A 16,478-nucleotide genomic window follows, 5' to 3' on the forward strand; every position below is an offset into this window, starting at 1 on the left:
TTGCACACCCTCTTCCGCGGCGGCCGCGTCTTCACCGCCACCGGCTCCCCCTCGGCCGGCTCCCCCTCGGCCGGCTCCTCCTCGACCGGCGACGCCGTGCTCGTGCGCGACGGCGTGATCGTCGCCGTCGGCGACGAGGCCGACCTGGTACGGCAGGCGCCGGCCCACGAGACGGTCGACCTCGAGGGCGGCCTGCTCATGCCGGGCGTCACGGACGCGCACATCCACCCGGTGCAGGCAGGGCTCGAACACGCCAAGTGCGACCTGTCGGAGATCTACGGGCTCGACGCCTACGTGGCGGCGATCGCGGCCTACGCCGGCCGCTGCGACAAGGAGTGGATCGACGGCGGCGGCTGGGACATGTCCGCCTTCCCCGGCGGCCTGCCGCACCGCTCCCAACTCGACTTCCTCGACCGGCCCGCCTACCTGATCCAGCGCGACCACCACGCCGCCTGGGTCAACACCCGCGCGCTGGAGCTGGCGGGCATCACCCGCGACACCCCGGACCCCGCCGACGGAAGGATCGAGCGCGACGCCGACGGCACCCCCAGCGGTGTCCTGCACGAAGGCGCCATGGACCTGGTCGGCCTGCTCACCCCCCGCCCCACCGCCGACGACATGGACGCCGCTCTCGTCACGGCGCAGCGGCACCTGTTCTCGCTCGGCATCACCGGCTGGCAGGACGCGATCGTCGGCTCCTACGCGGGCTCCGACGACCAGCTTCCCACCTACCTGGCAGCGGCCAAGGCAGGACGGCTGAAGGCACGCGTCGTCGGCGCGCTGTGGTGGGACCGCGCCCAGGGGGCCGAGCAGATCGACTCGCTGATCGAGCGCAGGGCCATGGCCGAGGGCCTGGACAGGTTCAGCGCCGGCGCGGTGAAGATCATGCAGGACGGCATCACCGAGAACTTCACCGCCGCGGTGATCGAGCCGTACTGCAGGTGCGGCGGCACGGGCCTGTCCTACATCGACCCCGCCAAGCTGCGCGAGTACGTCGCCGAGCTCGACCGGCACGGCTTCCAGGTGCACTTCCACGCCATCGGCGAACGGGCAGTGCGCGAGGCGCTGGACAGCTTCGAGGGGACCTCCCCCGCCAACCGGCACCACATCGCGCACCTGCAGATCATCGAGCCCTCCGACGTGCCGCGCTTCGCCACGCTCGGGGTGACCGCGAACCTGCAGCCGCTGTGGGCCACCCACCACGCGCAGATGGACGAGCTGACGCTGCCCTTCCTCGGCGAGGAGCGTTCGGGCTGGCAGTACCCGTTCGCGTCGCTGCTGTCGCACGGGACCCGCCTGTGCGCGGGCAGCGACTGGCCGGTCTCGAACGCCGACCCCATCCAGGGGATGCACGTGGCGGTCAACCGTACCGAGCCGGGAGGTTCGGTCCACGCCGGCTACCCGACCGCGCAGACACCGTTCCTGCCCGGCGAGCGGATCGACCTGGCGACCGCCATGACCGCCTACACGGCGGGCTCGGCGTGGATCAACCGCTCGCCCGCGGGAACGATCGAGCCGGGCCGTCCCGCCGACCTGGTCGTCCTCGACCGTGACCCGTTCGAGCTGCCCTCGTCCGAGATCTGGACGGCGCGCGTGCGGCTCACCTTCGTCGACGGCGAACCGGTCTACCAGCGCTAGCCCCGACCCCGCGGAACGCACCCGCCCGGCGTGCTCGCCCGACCCCGAACCGCCTTGGCGGGTACACCGCCCCGAACAACCTGTGCGGGTACACGGCCCCGAACAGCCTGTGCGGGTACACGACTCCGAACGGCCTGGGCGGGTCACCCGGCCCGCCGGGCGGTTCCAGACGATCGGTCACTGAGCGACGAGGTGAGCCGCCCCGGCGCCACGGCGAGAGACCGCCCCACGCCGCCGGGGGAACACCTGCCTCACCTGGGAGAACCCGCACCCCGGGCGGGCGACGACAGGAGGCGACCGCCACCGACGACCGGAAGGCCGCCCGAACACCCCGCCGCGCGACGGCCCGCGTCACAACCGAAAGGCGACCGCAGCCCACGGAAGGCGGGAACCGAACCGCCCCCACAGGCCGCGAAAAACGGGAACCGACCCACGAAAGACAGCAACCGTAAGACCGCCCAGAGGCACCGCACGGAAGGCAGGAACCGAAAGACCGCCCCAGGGCCAGGGAAGGCGGCCCCGCACCCCGAGCGGGCACGGCACGAAGGCGCCCGGCGACGACGACGGAACGCCACCCGACAACCCCGGAGGCCGACGGGTCGAACGAGGGGAAGCCGGCCCCGACAGGAGAGCTTCCAGCGGAACGCGGGCCCCGGGAGCGACGATCCGACGATCCGGTCGATGACCTGCACGAAGACCCGAGCGACCCGGTGCCGGCCCAGGACTCCCAGGACGCGGGCGAGCCGAAAGGGCCGACAACGCGAAGACCCCGGCCTGTCGCGGGCCGGGGTCTTCGGGGTTCGGAAGTCCTACCAGGGGGACTTGTTGGCGCGCAGGCGCTCGAGGGCCTCCTCGAGGATCGCCTTGCCGTCCTTGTCGCTCCTGCGCTCCTTCACGTACGCCAGGTGCGTCTTGTACGGCTCGTTCCTCGGGGGAGCCGGCGGCGCCGCCTCATCCTGGCCGGCCGGGAGGCCGCAACGGGGGCAGTCCCATGTCTCGGGGACCGCCGCGTCGCTGGCGAAGCTGGGGCGCGTCTCATGCATGTTGGCGCACCAGAACGAGACCCGCACTCTCGGAGCTGCCTCGCCGCGCTCGGCCTCCCCCATAGGGCCGGCGCCGACTCGGCTGCCACGGATCGCGTTGCCACTACCCACGGATGAACTCCTCGCTCGATCGCCCCGCGTGCGGCGGGGGGAGAATCACTGTCACGCGTTGACGTGCTGTCAGGGCTTGAGCAGCAGGCCAAGGGCGATGATGCAGACGAACCACACGATGCCGGTGATGATGGTCAGCCGGTCGAGGTTGCGCTCCACCACCGAGGAACCGCCGAAGTTCGACGAGAAACCGCCGCCGAACATGTCGGACAGACCTCCGCCCTTACCCTTGTGGAGCAGCACCAGCAGGATCATGAGGCAGCTCGCCAGGATGAGGGCGATGGAGATTCCGATAGTCACCGTAGACCCGTTCTTTCAATGCTCTGTTCGCGCGACGATTCAAACTTGCTTCTAGAGGGTACGACCTGCTGTCAAGTCGCACCCTCCGAACGCTGTAGTCAGCCAGACATTTCGCCGAAACGGCAGATCTTGACGTACTCCCCTGCATCGAGGCTTGCACCGCCCACGAGGGCGCCGTCGATGTCGGGTTGAGCCATGATCCCGGCGATGTTGTCAGACTTGACCGAGCCTCCGTAAAGGATACGGATGCCGACGGCCACTTCGGGCGTGTAGAGCGCGGCGAGTCGTGCTCGAAGCGCGCTGCACACCTCTTGTGCGTCTTGCGGAGTGGCCACCTCGCCGGTACCGATCGCCCAGACCGGCTCGTAGGCCACCACTATCGATTTTGCCTGCTCTTCGCTGATTCCGCGCATGGCGGCCTCAAGTTGTGCCTCGCAGTGGCCCGTCTGGTTCTGCGCCTGCCGTATCTCGAGGGTCTCGCCGACGCACAGGATCGGCGTCAGGGAGTGGCGGTAGGCGGCCTGGACCTTGGCGTTGACGAGATCGTCGTCCTCATGGTGGTACTGCCGCCGCTCGGAGTGGCCGATGGTCACGAAGGTGCAACCGAGTTTGGCCAGCATCGCGCCCGAGATCTCACCGGTGTAGGCACCGGCGTCGTGCCGGGACAGGTCCTGCGAGCCGTAGACGATCCGCAGCTTGTCGCCGTCGACCAGCGTCTGCACGCTGCGCAGGTCGGTGAACGGCGGCAGCACCGCCACGTCGACCTTGTCGAAGTCCTTGTCGTTGAGTGCGAATGCCAGCTTCTGGACCAGCGCGATGGCCTCGAGGTGGTTGAGGTTCATCTTCCAGTTGCCGGCGATGAGCGGCTTGCGCGTACTCAATGCTCGCTCACCACGCGTCCGCGCTCGCTGCGTCGGGTTCGCTGCACGTCAGTCCTCCAGGACGGCCAGGCCGGGCAGGGTCTTGCCTTCGAGATACTCGAGGCTAGCCCCACCACCGGTGGAAATGTGGGAGAAGCCGTCCTCGGGCAAGCCAAGCTTGCGCACGGCTGCGGCCGAGTCGCCGCCGCCGACCACGGTGAAGGCCTCGGAAGCGACCAACGCCTCGGCCACCGCGCGAGTTCCGCCGGCGAACGCGTCGAACTCGAACACGCCCATCGGGCCGTTCCAGAAGACGGTGCGCGCGTCGGCGAGCTTGCCCGCGAACAGCTCGCGGCTCCTGGGCCCGATGTCGAGCCCTTGGCGGTCGGCCGGGATCGCGGTGGCCTCGACCACCTCGTGGTCGGCGTCCTCGGCGAAGTGGGTGGCCGCCAGCACGTCGACGGGCAGAACGAGCTCGACGCCGCGCTTGGCGGCCTCGTCGAGGAAGCCGCGCACCTGGTCGAGCTGGTCCTCCTGCAGCAGCGACCTGCCGACCTCGTGACCCTGGGCCTTGAGGAAGGTGTAGGCCATGCCGCCGCCGATGAGCAGCCTGTCGACCTTGGTCAGCAGGTTGGCGATGACGCCGAGCTTGTCGGAGACCTTCGCGCCGCCGAGCACGACCACGTAGGGCCGCTCGAGGTCCTCGGTGAGCTTCTTGAGCACCTCGACCTCGGACACGATGAGCCTGCCCGCCGCGTGCGGCAGCAGCTGCGGCACGTCGTAGACGCTGGCGTGCTTACGGTGCACGGCGCCGAAGCCGTCGCCGACGTACAGCTCGGCGAGGCCGGCCAGCCGCTCGGCGAAGGCACGCCTGACGGCGTCGTCCTTGGACTCCTCGCCGGGCTCGAAGCGCAGGTTCTCCAGAAGGGCGACCTGGCCGTCCTGGAGTCCTTCCACCGTCTCGGTCCCGACGACCTCGGGCGAGAAGGCGACCTCCTGCCCCAGCAGCTCGCCCAGGCGCCTGGCGACGGGCCTGAGGGAGTACTTGGGATTCGGCTCCCCCTTGGGGCGCCCCAGGTGGGCGCAGACGACGACTTTCGCGCCGCGCTCCACCAGGGTCCTGATCGTGGGCACCGACGCGCGGATGCGGCCGTCGTCGGTGATCGTGTCCCCGTCGAGGGGGACGTTCAGGTCGGCGCGCACGAGCACGCGCCGGCCCTTCACGTCGAGATCGTCGAGCGTGCGCATCAGAGGTCAGCGCCCACCAGCTGGATGAGGTCGGCGAGGCGGTTGGAGTAGCCCCACTCGTTGTCGTACCAGCCGACGACCTTCACCTGGTTGCCGATGACCTTGGTCAGGCCCGCGTCGAAGATGCAGGAGGCGGGGTCGGTGACGATGTCGCTGGAGACGATCTCGTCCTCGGTGTAGGTGAGGATGCCCTTGAGCGGGCCATCGGCGGCGGCCTTGACGGCGGCGTTGACCTCCTCGACGGTGACCTCGCGGGCCAGGTCGACGGTCAGGTCGGTGGCCGAGCCCGTCGGGATCGGCACGCGCATCGCGAAGCCGTCGAGCTTGCCCTTCAGCTCGGGCAGCACCAGGCCGATGGCCTTGGCGGCGCCGGTGGAGGTCGGCACCACGTTGAGGGCGGCGGCGCGGGCGCGGCGCAGGTCCTTGTGCGGGCCGTCCTGCAGGTTCTGGTCCTGCGTGTAGGCGTGGATGGTGGTCATCAGACCCTTCTCGATGGTGAAGGCGTCGTGGATGACCTTGGCCATCGGGGCCAGGCAGTTGGTGGTGCAGGAGGCGTTGGAGATGATCGTGTGCGACGCGGGGTCGTACTTGTCATGGTTGACGCCCATCACGATGGTGATGTCCTCGCCCTTGGCGGGCGCGGAGATGATCACCTTCTTGGCGCCGTTGTCGGCGTGCACCTTGGCCTTGGCGGCGTCGGTGAACAGGCCGGTCGACTCCACCACCACGTCGACACCCAGGTCGCCCCACGGCAGCTTGGCGGGGTCACGCTCTTCGAAGACCTTGATGGCCTTGCCGTCAACGGTGATCTCGTCGCTCGAAGCCTTCACCTCGTACGGCAGGCGGCCCAGGATGCTGTCGTACTTCAGCAGGTGGGCGAGCGTCGCGTTGTCGGTCAGGTCGTTGACCGCGACGATCTCGATGTCCTTGCCGCTGGCGGCGACCGCTCGCCAGAAATTGCGGCCGATGCGACCGAAGCCGTTGACGCCTACGCGGATGCTCACGGAACCGTCTCCTCGTACATGAATGGCGGGCTGAAACCTCAAACGCAAACACTATCGGACCGAAATTGGTTTAGACCACGCGAGGTCCCACCCTGTTTTTCGTCGATCACCACACGTCATTTGCACCACTCGAGTAAAGTGCCCGACTCGTTACTGTCAACACGTCTCTATCCCTAGGACCGCACAATGACCCAGCAGAAGTCAGGACTGGTCCCCGGCATCCTCATCGGCCTGGTGGCCATGCTCGTCGGCGCGGGCGTCCACGGGGCCGTCATCGGCGTCACGGAGTACAACCTCGGCATCGTCGCCGTGCTGGTCGGCATGCTCGTCGGCCTCGGCGTGACGGCCGTCAAGCCGTCCAGCGCCGTCCTGCCGTCGCTGGCAGCGCTCTTCGGCCTCGTCGGCGCGGCCCTCGGCACCACCATCGGCGTGATCGCGCTCACCGTGAAGGACGCCCCGGGTACCGGCTACGTGACCGCGGCCCGCACGGTCGTCACGCAGTTCGACAGGGTGATCCAGGCCGACCCGGTGGTCGCGCTGTTCTGGGTGATCAGCGCGGTGGCGGCGTTCGCGTTCGTGAACAAGCGGGTCAAGGCCGTCAGGGCGGCCAGGGCCGAGGCCGTCCAGACGCCGCCCGCCGCTGCTCCGCAGGAGCCCGTCGACCTGTTCACTCCCAGGAACCGCTGACCCCGCCCGCAGGCCGGCTTCACTCCGAGGAACGCCACGCCCCGACGGCTCCGCCCCCGAAGCACCGCCGAGCGGCCTTCGGCATCCCCCCACCTGGCAGCCGTCGCGAGCGGCACACAGCGCCCGCCGCCCGCCGCCTGCCTGCGAGCCCCTGAGCGGCACACCACGGTGCCCGCCGCCCGGCCCCGAGCCCTTGAGCGGCACACGATGCCCCCCACTCGCCCGCGAGCCCCTGACTGAGCGGCACACGATGCCCGCCACTCGCCCGCGAGCCCCTGACTGAGCGGCACGCGATGCCCGCCGCCCGGCCGCGAGCCCCTGAGCGGCACGAACAGCCCGTTCGCCTCCACGCCGAACCGCTGCCGGGACCCGCCTGTGCAGCACGAGGCCGGCCGCACTCCGCTCTCAGGCGGCCCTCGGGCGCCCAGGTCCATCCCACTGAGGGTCCATCCCGCCCGTTGAGGGTCCATCCCGCTGAGACAGTCCCCGGCTCATCGCCGCGCCCCGCCGACCCGACGAACGGCCCGGCCTCCCCCGTTCAGCCGTGCCCTCTGCGAGCCGCTGAGCAGCCGACTCCCGCCCCGGCAGCGCCCCATGAGCGGCCTGGCGAGCCAAGACTCCCCGTTCAGCCCCGGCCCTGCGAGCCGGTGATCGGCCTACGCCTGCCCTGCTCACCCTCGGGAGCCGATGAGGGCCGCGGCCCCGCTCTCCTACGAGCGGCCCAGGTCCCGTTCGGTCCTGCCCGCGAGCCGCTCGCTGACCGCCGCCGTCCGTGACGCTCCACCGCTGAACGGTCCTCGGGCACCGCGGGGGGACGGCACCCGCACGGCTCACGCAGCGAGCATCTCCGCCGAGTGCCCCCCGAGCACCGTGAGGGGGACGGCACCCGCACGGCTCACGCAGCGAGCATCTCCGCCGAGTGCCCCTCGAGCACCGCGGGGGGAACGGCGCCCGCACGGCTCACGGGGCGAGCATCTCCACGGTCAGGTTGGCCTCGGTGTTGGGAATGCCCAGGTCGGAGGCGCGCTTGTCGGCCATCGCCAGCAGCCGCCTGATACGGCCCGCGATCGCGTCCTTGGTCAGCGGCGGGTCGGCGATCTGGCCCAGTTCCTCCAGCGACGCCTGCTTGTGCTCCACCCGCAGCCGGCCGGCGATGACCAGGTGGTCGGGGGCGTCGTCGCCGAGGATCTCCAGCGCCCGCTGCACCCGCGCACCCGCCGCCACAGCCGCGCGCGCCGAACGCCGCAGGTTGGCGTCGTCGAAGTTGGCGAGCCTGTTGGCGGTGGCGCGCACCTCGCGGCGCATCCGCCGCTCCTCCCACGCGAGCACGCTGTCGTGGGCACCGAGCCTGGTCAGCAGCGCGCTGATCGCGTCGCCGTCCCGCACGACGACCCTGTCGACGCCGCGCACCTCCCGCGCCTTGGCGTGGATCTTGAGCCGCCGCGCCGAGCCCACCAGCGCGAGCGCCGCCTCAGGTCCTGGGCAGGTCACCTCCAGCGACATCGAACGGCCCGGCTCGGTCAGCGACCCGTGGGCGAGGAAGGCCCCCCGCCATGCCGCCTCCGCGTCGCAGGAGGCTCCTGCCACCACCTGGCGGGGCAGACCCCTGACAGGGCGGCCGTGGTTGTCGATCAGGCCGGTCTGCCTGGCCAGCGCCTCGCCGTCGCGGTAGACGCGCACGACGTAGCGCGAGCCCTTGCGCAGCCCCGCGGGAGCGAGCACGAGCACCTCGGCCTTGTGGCCGAAGACCTCGCCGATGTCCTTGATCAGCCGGCGGGCGGTGGCGTTGGTGTCGAGCTCGGCCTCGATCACGATGCGTCCGCCCACGAGGTGCAGCCCGCTCGCGAAGCGCAGCAGCGTGGACACCTCCGCCTTGCGGCAGCAAGGCTTGAGCACCGGCAGTCGGCTCAGCTCGTCCTTCACCACACCTGTCATTGCCATAAGCGTTAGTCCTCCCCCATACAGACCGGCTCCCAAGAAGTCTCTCGCACCTTCGCGCGACGCCGACCAGGATCAACGCTTCTGGAGGAAAATCTCGTCAAGGACGGAGGCAAGACGTCGTGGGTCATGCCTCGGCGAGCCGTCCTCGGCCGCCACGACGGCCGTGACCACCCGGCCGCCCAGAGCGGCCGCGGCCTTCTCCAGCGCGTCGGGGTCGTCGACCACGCCCGTGTCGGCCAGGACCACGTCCACCGTGAGGTCGGGGGCGTGCTGCCTGAGCACCTCCAGGTGTTGCTGGGGTGAGAAGTCGTCGGTCTCGCCCGGCTGGGGGGCGAGATTGAGCGTGACCAGCCGCCGTGCCCTGGTGACGTGGAGCGCCTCGGCCAGCTCGGGCACCTTCAGGTGCGGCAGCACGCTGGTGAACCACGATCCGGGGCCGAAGACGACCCAGTCGGCGTCGAGGATCGCCTGCACAGCCTCGGGACGCGCGGGCGGGTCCTCGGGCACCAGCGAGATGGCCTGGACCCTGCCAGGGGTGAGCGCGCACGCCACCTGGCCGCGTACGGTCGAGGTCACACCGTCGAGCTCGACCTCGGCGACGATGTCGAGCGGCACCGAGGCCATCGGCAGCACCCTGCCGTGGGCGCCGAGCAGGCGTCCCACCCAGTCGAGCCCCGCCACCGGGTCTCCCAGCAGCTCCCACAGGGCCACGATCAGGAGGTTGCCGACGGCGTGCCCGTGCAGGTCGCCCTCGCTCCTGAACCGGTGCTGGACCACCTCGCTCCAGGTACTGCCCCATTCGTCGTCGCCGCACAGCGCGGCCAGCGCCATCCGCAGGTCGCCGGGCGGCAGCACGCCGAGCTCGCGCCTGAGCCTGCCGCTGGAGCCGCCGTCATCGGCCACGGTCACGACGGCGGTCAGTTCGTCCGTCACGGTCCGCAGCGCGGTCAGGGAGGCGTAGAGCCCGTGTCCGCCGCCCAGCGCGACCACCTTCGGTCTTCGCCCCACACGCCCGTCATCCGCGGCCCGCACATCCTCACGAGCCTCACCGTCCACCGCCCGCGCGTCTGCCCGAACCTCACCGACCGGAGCTTCCAGAGCGTCGCCGGCCGAAGCCCGCATGTCCTGCCGAGAGCCGCCGACCACGCCACCCGCGCCCTCCCGAGGGTCGCCGGCCACACCGCCCGCGTCCTCCCAAGAGCCGCCTGCCACGCCGCCCGCGTCCTCCTGAGGGCCGGCCACGCCTCTGGCGACCTTCCGAGGCTCACCGACCGGTCCGCGCGCTATCGCCTCGACCTCGCGCCCCGAGCCCTCCGCGTCCGACCGCACCTCGTGTGCCGAGCCCTGCCCGTCGTACCCCGAGCGCTGCGCGTCCGACCGCGCCTCGTCCTCAGCACGCCGCGCCTCCAGCCGGACCTCACCCGACGGACGCCGCGCCTCCAGCCCGGCCTCGCCCGACGAACGCCGCGCCTCCAGCCCGACCTCGCCCGACGGACGCCGCGCCTCCAGCCCGACCTCGCCCGACGGACGCCGCGCCTCCGGCCGGACCATCCGGTCCGGCCGCTGCGTTTCCTGCTTGGCTATGTTCCGCTGCTCATCCGTCACTCCCGGCCCACATCCCGGTGACTCACCTGGACCTCCATCCCGCGGTCGCGCAGCCGGCCGCCGAGCTGTTCCGCCATGGCCACGCTGCGGTGCTTCCCGCCTGTGCAGCCCACCGCCAGCGTCGCGTAGCTCTTGCCCTCGCGAGAGTACCCGGCCGCGACGATCTTGAACGCCTCCTCGTAGGCGTCGAGGAACTCCTTGGCCCCCGCCTGTCCGAGGACGTAGTCGCGCACGGGAGCGTCGAGGCCGTTCATCGGCCGCAGGTCGGGCACCCAGTGCGGGTTGGGCAGGAAGCGGCAGTCGACGACGAGGTCGGCGTCGACGGGCAGGCCGTACTTGAAGCCGAAGGAGACCACGTTGACCCGCAGCCCCGGCCTGTTGTCGCCGCCGAAGTAGGCGACGATCTTGTTGCGCAGCTCGTGGACGTTGTGCGCCGAGGTGTCTATCACCAGGTCGGCGTTGGCGCGCACCTCGCGCAGGATGCCGCGCTCGCGCGCGATGCCGTCGACCAGCCTGCCCTCGCCCTGCAGCGGGTGCGGCCTGCGCACGTTCTCGAACCTGCGCACCAGCTCCTCGTCGCTGGCCTCGAGGAACACCACGCGGACGCGCACCCCGCGCCCCTCCAGCTCCTCGATCGCCGCGTTGAGGTCGGTGGTGAACGCCAGGCTCCGCACGTCGACCACGGCCGCCACCTTGTCGGCGGCCAGCTTGACCCTTCCCGCCTCCTCGGCCATGGCGAACAGCAACCCCGGCGGCAGGTTGTCGATGACGAACCAGCCCAAGTCCTCAAGCGCCTTGGCCGCGGTGCTGCGCCCGGCGCCTGACATGCCGGTCACGATGACGAACGCGGTCTCGGCGCGTCCTTGATGCTCTGGGCTGCTCATAACCCTCACTACTCCTGGGCAAACCTCGACACGATCACCTCTGCGGTCGCGCGGCCGATGCCGGGAACCTCGCAGATCTCGGCCACGGTGGCCTCACGCAGCCGCTTCACGGAGCCGAAATGCTTGAGCAACGCCTGTCTACGGGCCGGGCCGAGGCCAGGCACGCCGTCGAGCGCGCTCTCCTTCACCGTCTTGGACCGCTTGGATCGATGGTAGGTGATGGCGAAGCGATGTGCCTCGTCGCGCACCCGTTGCAGCAGGTAGAGGCCCTCGCTGGCGCGCGGCAGGATGACCGGCTGGTCGTCGCCCGGCAGCCAGACCTCCTCCAGCCGCTTGGCGAGCCCGCACACCGCGACGTCGTCGACGCCAAGCTCGTCGAGCGCCCGCTGTGCCGCCGCGGCCTGCGGCCCCGCGCCGTCGACCACCACCAGGTTGGGCGGATAGGCGAACTTGCGCGGCTTGCCGGTCTCCGGGTCGATCGGCCCGTGCCCATGCTCGTCCTCCGCCGTCAGCTCGCCGGTGGCCGAGCGCTCCTCCAGGTAGCGCTTGAACCTGCGGGTGATCACCTCGTGGATCGAGGCGACATCGCCCTCCTTCGTCCGTACGGCGAAGCGCCGGTACTCGCTCTTGCGGGCGAGCCCGTCCTCGAAGACCACCATCGACGCGACGACGTTCTCCCCCTGCAGGTGGGACACGTCGTAGCACTCGATGCGCAGCGGCGCCTGGTCGAGGTCGAGCGCTTCGGCGATCTCCTGCAACGCCTTGCTCCGCGTCGTCAGGTCGCTGGCTCTGCGGATCTTGTGCTGGGCCAGCGCCTCCTTGGCGTTGCGCTCGACGGTCTCCATCAGCGACTTCTTGTCGCCCCGCTGCGGCACCCGCAGCTCCACCCTGGCGCCGCGCTGCTCGGTCAGCAGTTCGGTGACGGCGTCGGCGTCCGGCGGCAGCACGGGCACCAGCACCTCCTTGGGGATCTCGCCCTCGGAGTAGATCTGCAGGAGGAAGTGCTCGACCAGCTCGCCAGGCGTGGTCTCCTCGACCTTGTCGACCACCCAGCCGCGCTGGCCCCTGATGCGCCCGGCGCGCACGTAGAACACCTGGACGGCCGCCTCCAGCGGGTCCTCCGACAGGGCGATCACGTCGGCGTCGGTGGCGTCGCCGAACACGACCGCCTGCTTCTCCAGCGCGCGTTGCAGGGCCTGGATGTCATCACGGATGCGCGCGGCCCGCTCGTACTCCTGCTCACCGGCCGCGGCGCGCATGTCCTGCTCGAGACGCTTGATGAAGCGGCTCGTGTTGCCCGCCATGAAGTCGCAGAAGTCCTCGGCCAGCTCGCGGTGCTCCTCCGGCGTCACCCTGGCGACGCAGGGGGCCGAGCACTTGTCGATGTAGCCGAGCAGGCACGGCCTGCCGATCTGTCCCGCCCTCTTGAAGACGCCGGCCGAGCAGGTGCGCACAGGGAAGACCCGCAGCAGCAGGTCGACGGTCTCGCGGATGGCCCAGGCATGGGAGTAGGGCCCGAAGTAGCGGGTGCCCTTCTTCTTCGCGCCGCGCATCACCTGCACGCGCGGGAACTCCTCGCCCATGGTGACCGCGAGGTAGGGGTAGGACTTGTCGTCGCGGTACTTGACGTTGAAGCGCGGGTCGAACTCCTTGATCCAGGAGTATTCGAGCTGGAGCGCCTCGACCTCGGTGCCCACGACCGTCCAGTCGACGCTCGCCGCGGTGGTGAGCATGGTCTGGGTGCGCGGATGCAGCCCAACGAAGTCGGCGAAGTAGGAGTTGAGCCGCTGGCGCAGGCTCTTCGCCTTGCCCACGTAGATCACCCGGGCGTTGGCGTCCCGGAACCGATAGACCCCTGGGGAATCGGGGATCGACCCCGGCTTCGGCCGGAAACTCAAGGTGCTCGCCACGTTCAAAAGCCTATAGGCCGCCACCGACAACCAAGCGCGATCCAGCCTTGGCCCACCGAACCGTCAAGCCCGCCGGCAGCGCACCCGTGACGGAGCCGCCCGCCGTACCCGAAGGCCCTCGGGTACGGCGGGCGGCGCCTCACGCCAGCGTGATCGCGTCTCCGTCGACCTTGATCGGCACCTCGGCCAGCGGCGCGGTCGCGGGCCCGCCCTTGACCGAGCCGTCCTCGATGCTGAACTTGCTGCCGTGACACGGGCAGTCGATGGTCCCGTCGCCGACAGACGCCACAGGACAGCCCTTGTGGGTGCAGATCGCACTGAAGCACTTGAACTGCCCGGCCGTCGGCTGGGTCACGACGACCTTCTGCTCCTTGAAGATCGTCCCGCCGCCGACGGGGACGTCGGCCGCAGACGTGAGGGCGCCGCCGCCCGAGCCGGTCGAGGCGGACTCCGAGGCCGAGGCCGACGGTGCCGCCGAGCTTTCCTGCGCCTGGGGCGCCGCACTGGTCGCGCCGCCATCGCCGCCGCACGCGGCGAGCGCCATGGCAAGGCCACCCGCTCCCACGCCGGCGATGACGGTCCTGCGGCTCTGAAGATCTGCTGACATGCGGTCCAACCAACCGCAGACTGCTGAGAAAATTGTGAAAGAACGTGCTCTATGCCAACGAAATCGAGTCGCCCTCGACGGTGATCTTCTTCTCGGCCAGGGGCTTGGCCGCGGGACCGTTGGCGACGGAACCGTCGGCGATGTTGAACTTGCTGCCGTGGCACGGGCAGTTGATCGTGCCGTTCGAGACACTGGCGACCGTGCATCCTTGGTGGGTGCACACGGCGGTGAAGCACTTGAACTCGCCCGCCGTGGGCTGCGTCACCACGACCTTCTGGTTCGCGAAGACCTTGCCGCCCCCCTCGGGGATGTCGGCCGTGCCGGCCAGTTCGTCACCGGCCGGCTTCTTCTTGGACTTCGGCGCCGCCGACTCCGACTCGGCGGGCTGCGCCTCGCCCGAGCCGCTCGTCGCAGGCGCGGCCGCCGTGTCACCCGCCGGCTGGCCGTAGCTCGCGCACGCGGTGAGCAGCGCCCCCAGGCCCGCACCCCCAGCTCCCAGCATCACCGCGCGGCGTGTCGTCTCTGCCATGGTCACCCTCCCAGGATTCGCTGTCTCTCTCAGTTACGGCCGGCGCGGCCGTACCGGTTCAGAGTCTCCCTCGACAGCCCCCTGATCCATGCAGATTTACCGTTTCACATCACAAGATGATGATGCCGTCACCTTCGACCTTGAGCGGGAACTCCGCCAGCGCGCCCTGTGCGGGACCCTTCAGGCACTTGCCCGAGTCGGCGGCGAACTCGCTGCCGTGGCACGGGCACGTCATGACCCCGTCCTCGGGGCGGCCCACCGCGCAGCCGCGGTGCGGGCACTTGGCGGTGAACGCCTTGAACACCCCCGACGTGGGCTGGGTGATCACGATCTTCCACTCCTGGATCACCTTGCCGCCGCCCACGGGCACGTCGGCCTTCTGCGCGATGACCTTGCCCTTGATGCCCGGCGGCACCACCGCTTTCGCCGATCCGTCGGAGGCGCCGCACCCCGCCAGCGCGACGCCGCACACCGCCACGCCCGTCGCGCCCAGCATCTCGCGCCGCCCGATCCCGGGCACGCCTCGACCCCGCTCCTCGCCTGCCATGTCGCCCCTCCACCGTCCCCCGACGCCCATGCCAGGCCGGGCCTTTACCTGCTCTTCAGCTTATTGAGACCACCCGTCGGTCCCGCATCCGGCCCCGTCGGGAGGCTGACGGCGATCCGGTCAGCGGATGGTGAGCCGACGGTCAGCGCGGGCGCGGACGGTGAGGGCATGACGACCACAACCACTCCCCCTGTCCGCAGAGAGCGCGCCTCCCGTCCGCGCTGGTGGCGGCGGCCGTGGGTGGCACCGCTCGGCGTCGTGGCGATCGCGTTCGTCGCGTTCTCGCTGCCGCCCTACCTCTCTCTCGACCCTTCGCTGTCGCGGGTGCCCGCGCCGTACCCGTGGTACTACGCCGTGCTCTCGGTACACGTGGTGCTGGGCTCGATCGCGATGCTGGCCTGCTGCCTGCAGGTGTGGCCCTGGTTCAGGCAGCGTCACCGGCGGGCGCACCGGGTCATCGGCCGCGTGTACGTGCTCGCCCAGCTGCCGGCGGGCATGCTCGCACTGGTGCTGGCGTGGGCCACGCCGTTCGGGCCCGTGGCGATGGCCAGTTCCCTGCTCATGGCGCCGCTGTGGCTGGCCTGCACGATCGCGGGATGGCGGATGGCCAGGCAGCGCAGGTTCGCCGAGCACAGGCGCTGGATGATCCGCAGCTTCGCCCTCACCATGTCGATCATCACGAACCGGTTCTGGGGCGCGCTCGCGGTGGTGCTGCTGTCCCCGTCGACCCCTGCCGGCGGCGAGCAGCAACTCATGCACACGGTCGCGGGCCTCAGCACGTGGCTGGGGTGGACGATCCCGCTGCTGGTCGCCGAGTGGTGGCTGCAGCGCGGCGACGCGGCGAAGCGCCGCCGCCGATAGGCCCGTGCAGGGGACGGCGCGAACGGCGCCGTCCCCTCCGCGAGACCGTCAGACGGAAAGGATCTTCCGCAGGAAGCGACCCGTGTGGCTCTCGTCCACCAGGGCCACCTCCTCGGGGGTGCCCGCCGCGACCAGCGTGCCGCCGCGGGATCCGCCCTCGGGACCCATGTCGATCACCCAGTCGGCGGTCTTGATCACGTCGAGGTTGTGCTCGATCACGATCACCGTGTTGCCGCCGTCGACCAGCCGCCCGAGCACGCCGAGCAGTCGCCGGATGTCCTCGAAGTGCAGGCCCGTGGTCGGCTCGTCGAGCACGTAGATCGTGCGGCCCGTCTGGCGCCGCTGCAGCTCGGAGGCGAGCTTGACACGCTGCGCCTCGCCGCCCGACAGCGTGGTGGCCGGCTGCCCGAGCCGTACGTAGCCGAGACCGACGTCGTTGAGCGTCTGCAGGTGCCGCTTGATCGCCGGGATCGCCTCGAAGAAGGACAGCGCCTCCTCGATCGGCATGTCGAGCACCTCGGAGATCGTCTTGCCCTTGTAGTGGACCTCCAGCGTCTCCCTGTTGTAGCGGGCGCCGTGGCAGACCTCGCAGGGGACGTAGACGTCCGGCAGGAAGTTCATCTCGATCTTGATCGTGCCGTCGCCCTTGCACGTCTCGCAGCGGCCGCCCTGGACGTTGAAGGAGAAGCGCCCCGCGTCGTAG

General features: G+C 70.4%; 16 protein-coding genes. 3 read left to right on the forward strand and 13 right to left on the reverse strand.

What is annotated here, in order from left to right:
• On the forward strand, positions 1–1,638 hold the full coding sequence (locus tag ACFSKW_RS03855) for an amidohydrolase (protein ID WP_379569136.1): 1,638 nt from the start codon (positions 1–3) through the stop codon (positions 1,636–1,638).
• Positions 1,639–2,447: 809 nt separating this feature from the next.
• On the opposite strand, the gene ACFSKW_RS03860 is transcribed toward ACFSKW_RS03855, so the two are convergent.
• From ACFSKW_RS03860 to gap, 5 genes are all read right to left on the reverse strand, one after another.
• On the reverse strand, positions 2,448–2,792 hold the full coding sequence (locus ACFSKW_RS03860; protein WP_183661989.1) for an RNA polymerase-binding protein RbpA: 345 nt from the start codon (positions 2,790–2,792) through the stop codon (positions 2,448–2,450).
• Between the two features lie 69 nt (positions 2,793–2,861).
• Positions 2,862–3,092 (reverse strand): preprotein translocase subunit SecG, encoded by a 231-nt coding sequence (secG, locus tag ACFSKW_RS03865; protein ID WP_358139007.1) that lies wholly within the window; start codon positions 3,090–3,092, stop codon positions 2,862–2,864.
• Positions 3,093–3,190: 98 nt separating this feature from the next.
• The gene (gene tpiA / locus ACFSKW_RS03870; RefSeq protein ID WP_379569138.1) at positions 3,191–3,973 is read right to left on the reverse strand and encodes a triose-phosphate isomerase; all 783 of its coding nucleotides are present in this window, start codon (positions 3,971–3,973) and stop codon (positions 3,191–3,193) included.
• A 48-nt stretch (positions 3,974–4,021) separates the two neighbouring features.
• Positions 4,022–5,200 (reverse strand): phosphoglycerate kinase, encoded by a 1,179-nt coding sequence (locus tag ACFSKW_RS03875; RefSeq protein WP_379569140.1) that lies wholly within the window; start codon positions 5,198–5,200, stop codon positions 4,022–4,024.
• Positions 5,200–6,204, reverse strand: coding sequence for a type I glyceraldehyde-3-phosphate dehydrogenase (gap, locus tag ACFSKW_RS03880; protein WP_379569142.1), 1,005 nt, complete (start codon positions 6,202–6,204; stop codon positions 5,200–5,202). Before gap ends, ACFSKW_RS03875 begins: the two co-directional genes overlap by 1 nt.
• A gap of 186 nt (positions 6,205–6,390) precedes the next feature.
• Between gap and ACFSKW_RS03885 the strand changes: the two genes are divergently transcribed.
• Positions 6,391–6,891, forward strand: coding sequence for a hypothetical protein (locus tag ACFSKW_RS03885; RefSeq protein ID WP_379569144.1), 501 nt, complete (start codon positions 6,391–6,393; stop codon positions 6,889–6,891).
• A 960-nt stretch (positions 6,892–7,851) separates the two neighbouring features.
• Here the strand turns inward: ACFSKW_RS03885 and whiA are convergent.
• The 7 genes from whiA to ACFSKW_RS03920 all read right to left on the reverse strand — a co-directional run bounded on the left by whiA (position 7,852) and on the right by ACFSKW_RS03920 (position 14,914).
• Entirely contained in the window at positions 7,852–8,832 is a 981-nt protein-coding gene (gene whiA / locus ACFSKW_RS03890) for a DNA-binding protein WhiA (protein WP_358138997.1), read from the reverse strand.
• Between the two features lie 72 nt (positions 8,833–8,904).
• Positions 8,905–9,954, reverse strand: a complete 1,050-nt coding sequence (locus ACFSKW_RS03895; RefSeq protein ID WP_379569197.1) for a gluconeogenesis factor YvcK family protein — start codon at positions 9,952–9,954, stop codon at positions 8,905–8,907.
• A 479-nt stretch (positions 9,955–10,433) separates the two neighbouring features.
• Positions 10,434–11,321, reverse strand: coding sequence for an RNase adapter RapZ (gene rapZ, locus ACFSKW_RS03900; protein WP_379569146.1), 888 nt, complete (start codon positions 11,319–11,321; stop codon positions 10,434–10,436).
• A gap of 8 nt (positions 11,322–11,329) precedes the next feature.
• Positions 11,330–13,237, reverse strand: a complete 1,908-nt coding sequence (gene uvrC, locus ACFSKW_RS03905) for an excinuclease ABC subunit UvrC (protein ID WP_379569148.1) — start codon at positions 13,235–13,237, stop codon at positions 11,330–11,332.
• A 133-nt stretch (positions 13,238–13,370) separates the two neighbouring features.
• Positions 13,371–13,838, reverse strand: a complete 468-nt coding sequence (locus ACFSKW_RS03910) for a Rieske (2Fe-2S) protein (protein WP_379569150.1) — start codon at positions 13,836–13,838, stop codon at positions 13,371–13,373.
• A gap of 49 nt (positions 13,839–13,887) precedes the next feature.
• A complete protein-coding gene (locus tag ACFSKW_RS03915) occupies positions 13,888–14,367 on the reverse strand; it encodes a Rieske (2Fe-2S) protein (protein ID WP_379569152.1) in 480 nt (159 codons plus the stop codon).
• 109 nt (positions 14,368–14,476) lie between these two features.
• Entirely contained in the window at positions 14,477–14,914 is a 438-nt protein-coding gene (locus ACFSKW_RS03920; protein WP_379569154.1) for a Rieske (2Fe-2S) protein, read from the reverse strand.
• 168 nt (positions 14,915–15,082) lie between these two features.
• Between ACFSKW_RS03920 and ACFSKW_RS03925 the strand changes: the two genes are divergently transcribed.
• On the forward strand, positions 15,083–15,775 hold the full coding sequence (locus ACFSKW_RS03925) for a DUF2306 domain-containing protein (RefSeq protein ID WP_379569155.1): 693 nt from the start codon (positions 15,083–15,085) through the stop codon (positions 15,773–15,775).
• A gap of 48 nt (positions 15,776–15,823) precedes the next feature.
• Here ACFSKW_RS03925 and ACFSKW_RS03930 read toward each other — a convergent pair.
• A partial coding sequence (locus ACFSKW_RS03930; RefSeq protein ID WP_379569157.1) for an ATP-binding cassette domain-containing protein occupies positions 15,824–16,478 on the reverse strand: 655 nt, incomplete at its 5' end.

This window comes from Nonomuraea mangrovi, assembly GCF_042681425.1.
GTDB classification, from domain to species: domain Bacteria; phylum Actinomycetota; class Actinomycetes; order Streptosporangiales; family Streptosporangiaceae; genus Nonomuraea; species Nonomuraea mangrovi.

Excerpts from the sequence above, each read along its gene's own strand:
- ACFSKW_RS03895 (WP_379569197.1), bottom strand. The coding sequence starts at position 9,954 with ATGCGGGCTTCGGCCGGCGACGCTCTGGAAGCTCCGGTCGGTGAGGTT.
- whiA (WP_358138997.1), bottom strand. The coding sequence starts at position 8,832 with ATGGCAATGACAGGTGTGGTGAAGGACGAGCTGAGCCGACTGCCGGTG.
- ACFSKW_RS03920 (WP_379569154.1), bottom strand. The coding sequence starts at position 14,914 with ATGGCAGGCGAGGAGCGGGGTCGAGGCGTGCCCGGGATCGGGCGGCGC.
- ACFSKW_RS03925 (WP_379569155.1), top strand. The coding sequence starts at position 15,083 with ATGACGACCACAACCACTCCCCCTGTCCGCAGAGAGCGCGCCTCCCGT.
- ACFSKW_RS03910 (WP_379569150.1), bottom strand. The coding sequence starts at position 13,838 with ATGTCAGCAGATCTTCAGAGCCGCAGGACCGTCATCGCCGGCGTGGGA.
- ACFSKW_RS03875 (WP_379569140.1), bottom strand. The coding sequence starts at position 5,200 with ATGCGCACGCTCGACGATCTCGACGTGAAGGGCCGGCGCGTGCTCGTG.
- ACFSKW_RS03885 (WP_379569144.1), top strand. The coding sequence starts at position 6,391 with ATGACCCAGCAGAAGTCAGGACTGGTCCCCGGCATCCTCATCGGCCTG.
- rapZ (WP_379569146.1), bottom strand. The coding sequence starts at position 11,321 with ATGAGCAGCCCAGAGCATCAAGGACGCGCCGAGACCGCGTTCGTCATC.
- ACFSKW_RS03915 (WP_379569152.1), bottom strand. The coding sequence starts at position 14,367 with ATGGCAGAGACGACACGCCGCGCGGTGATGCTGGGAGCTGGGGGTGCG.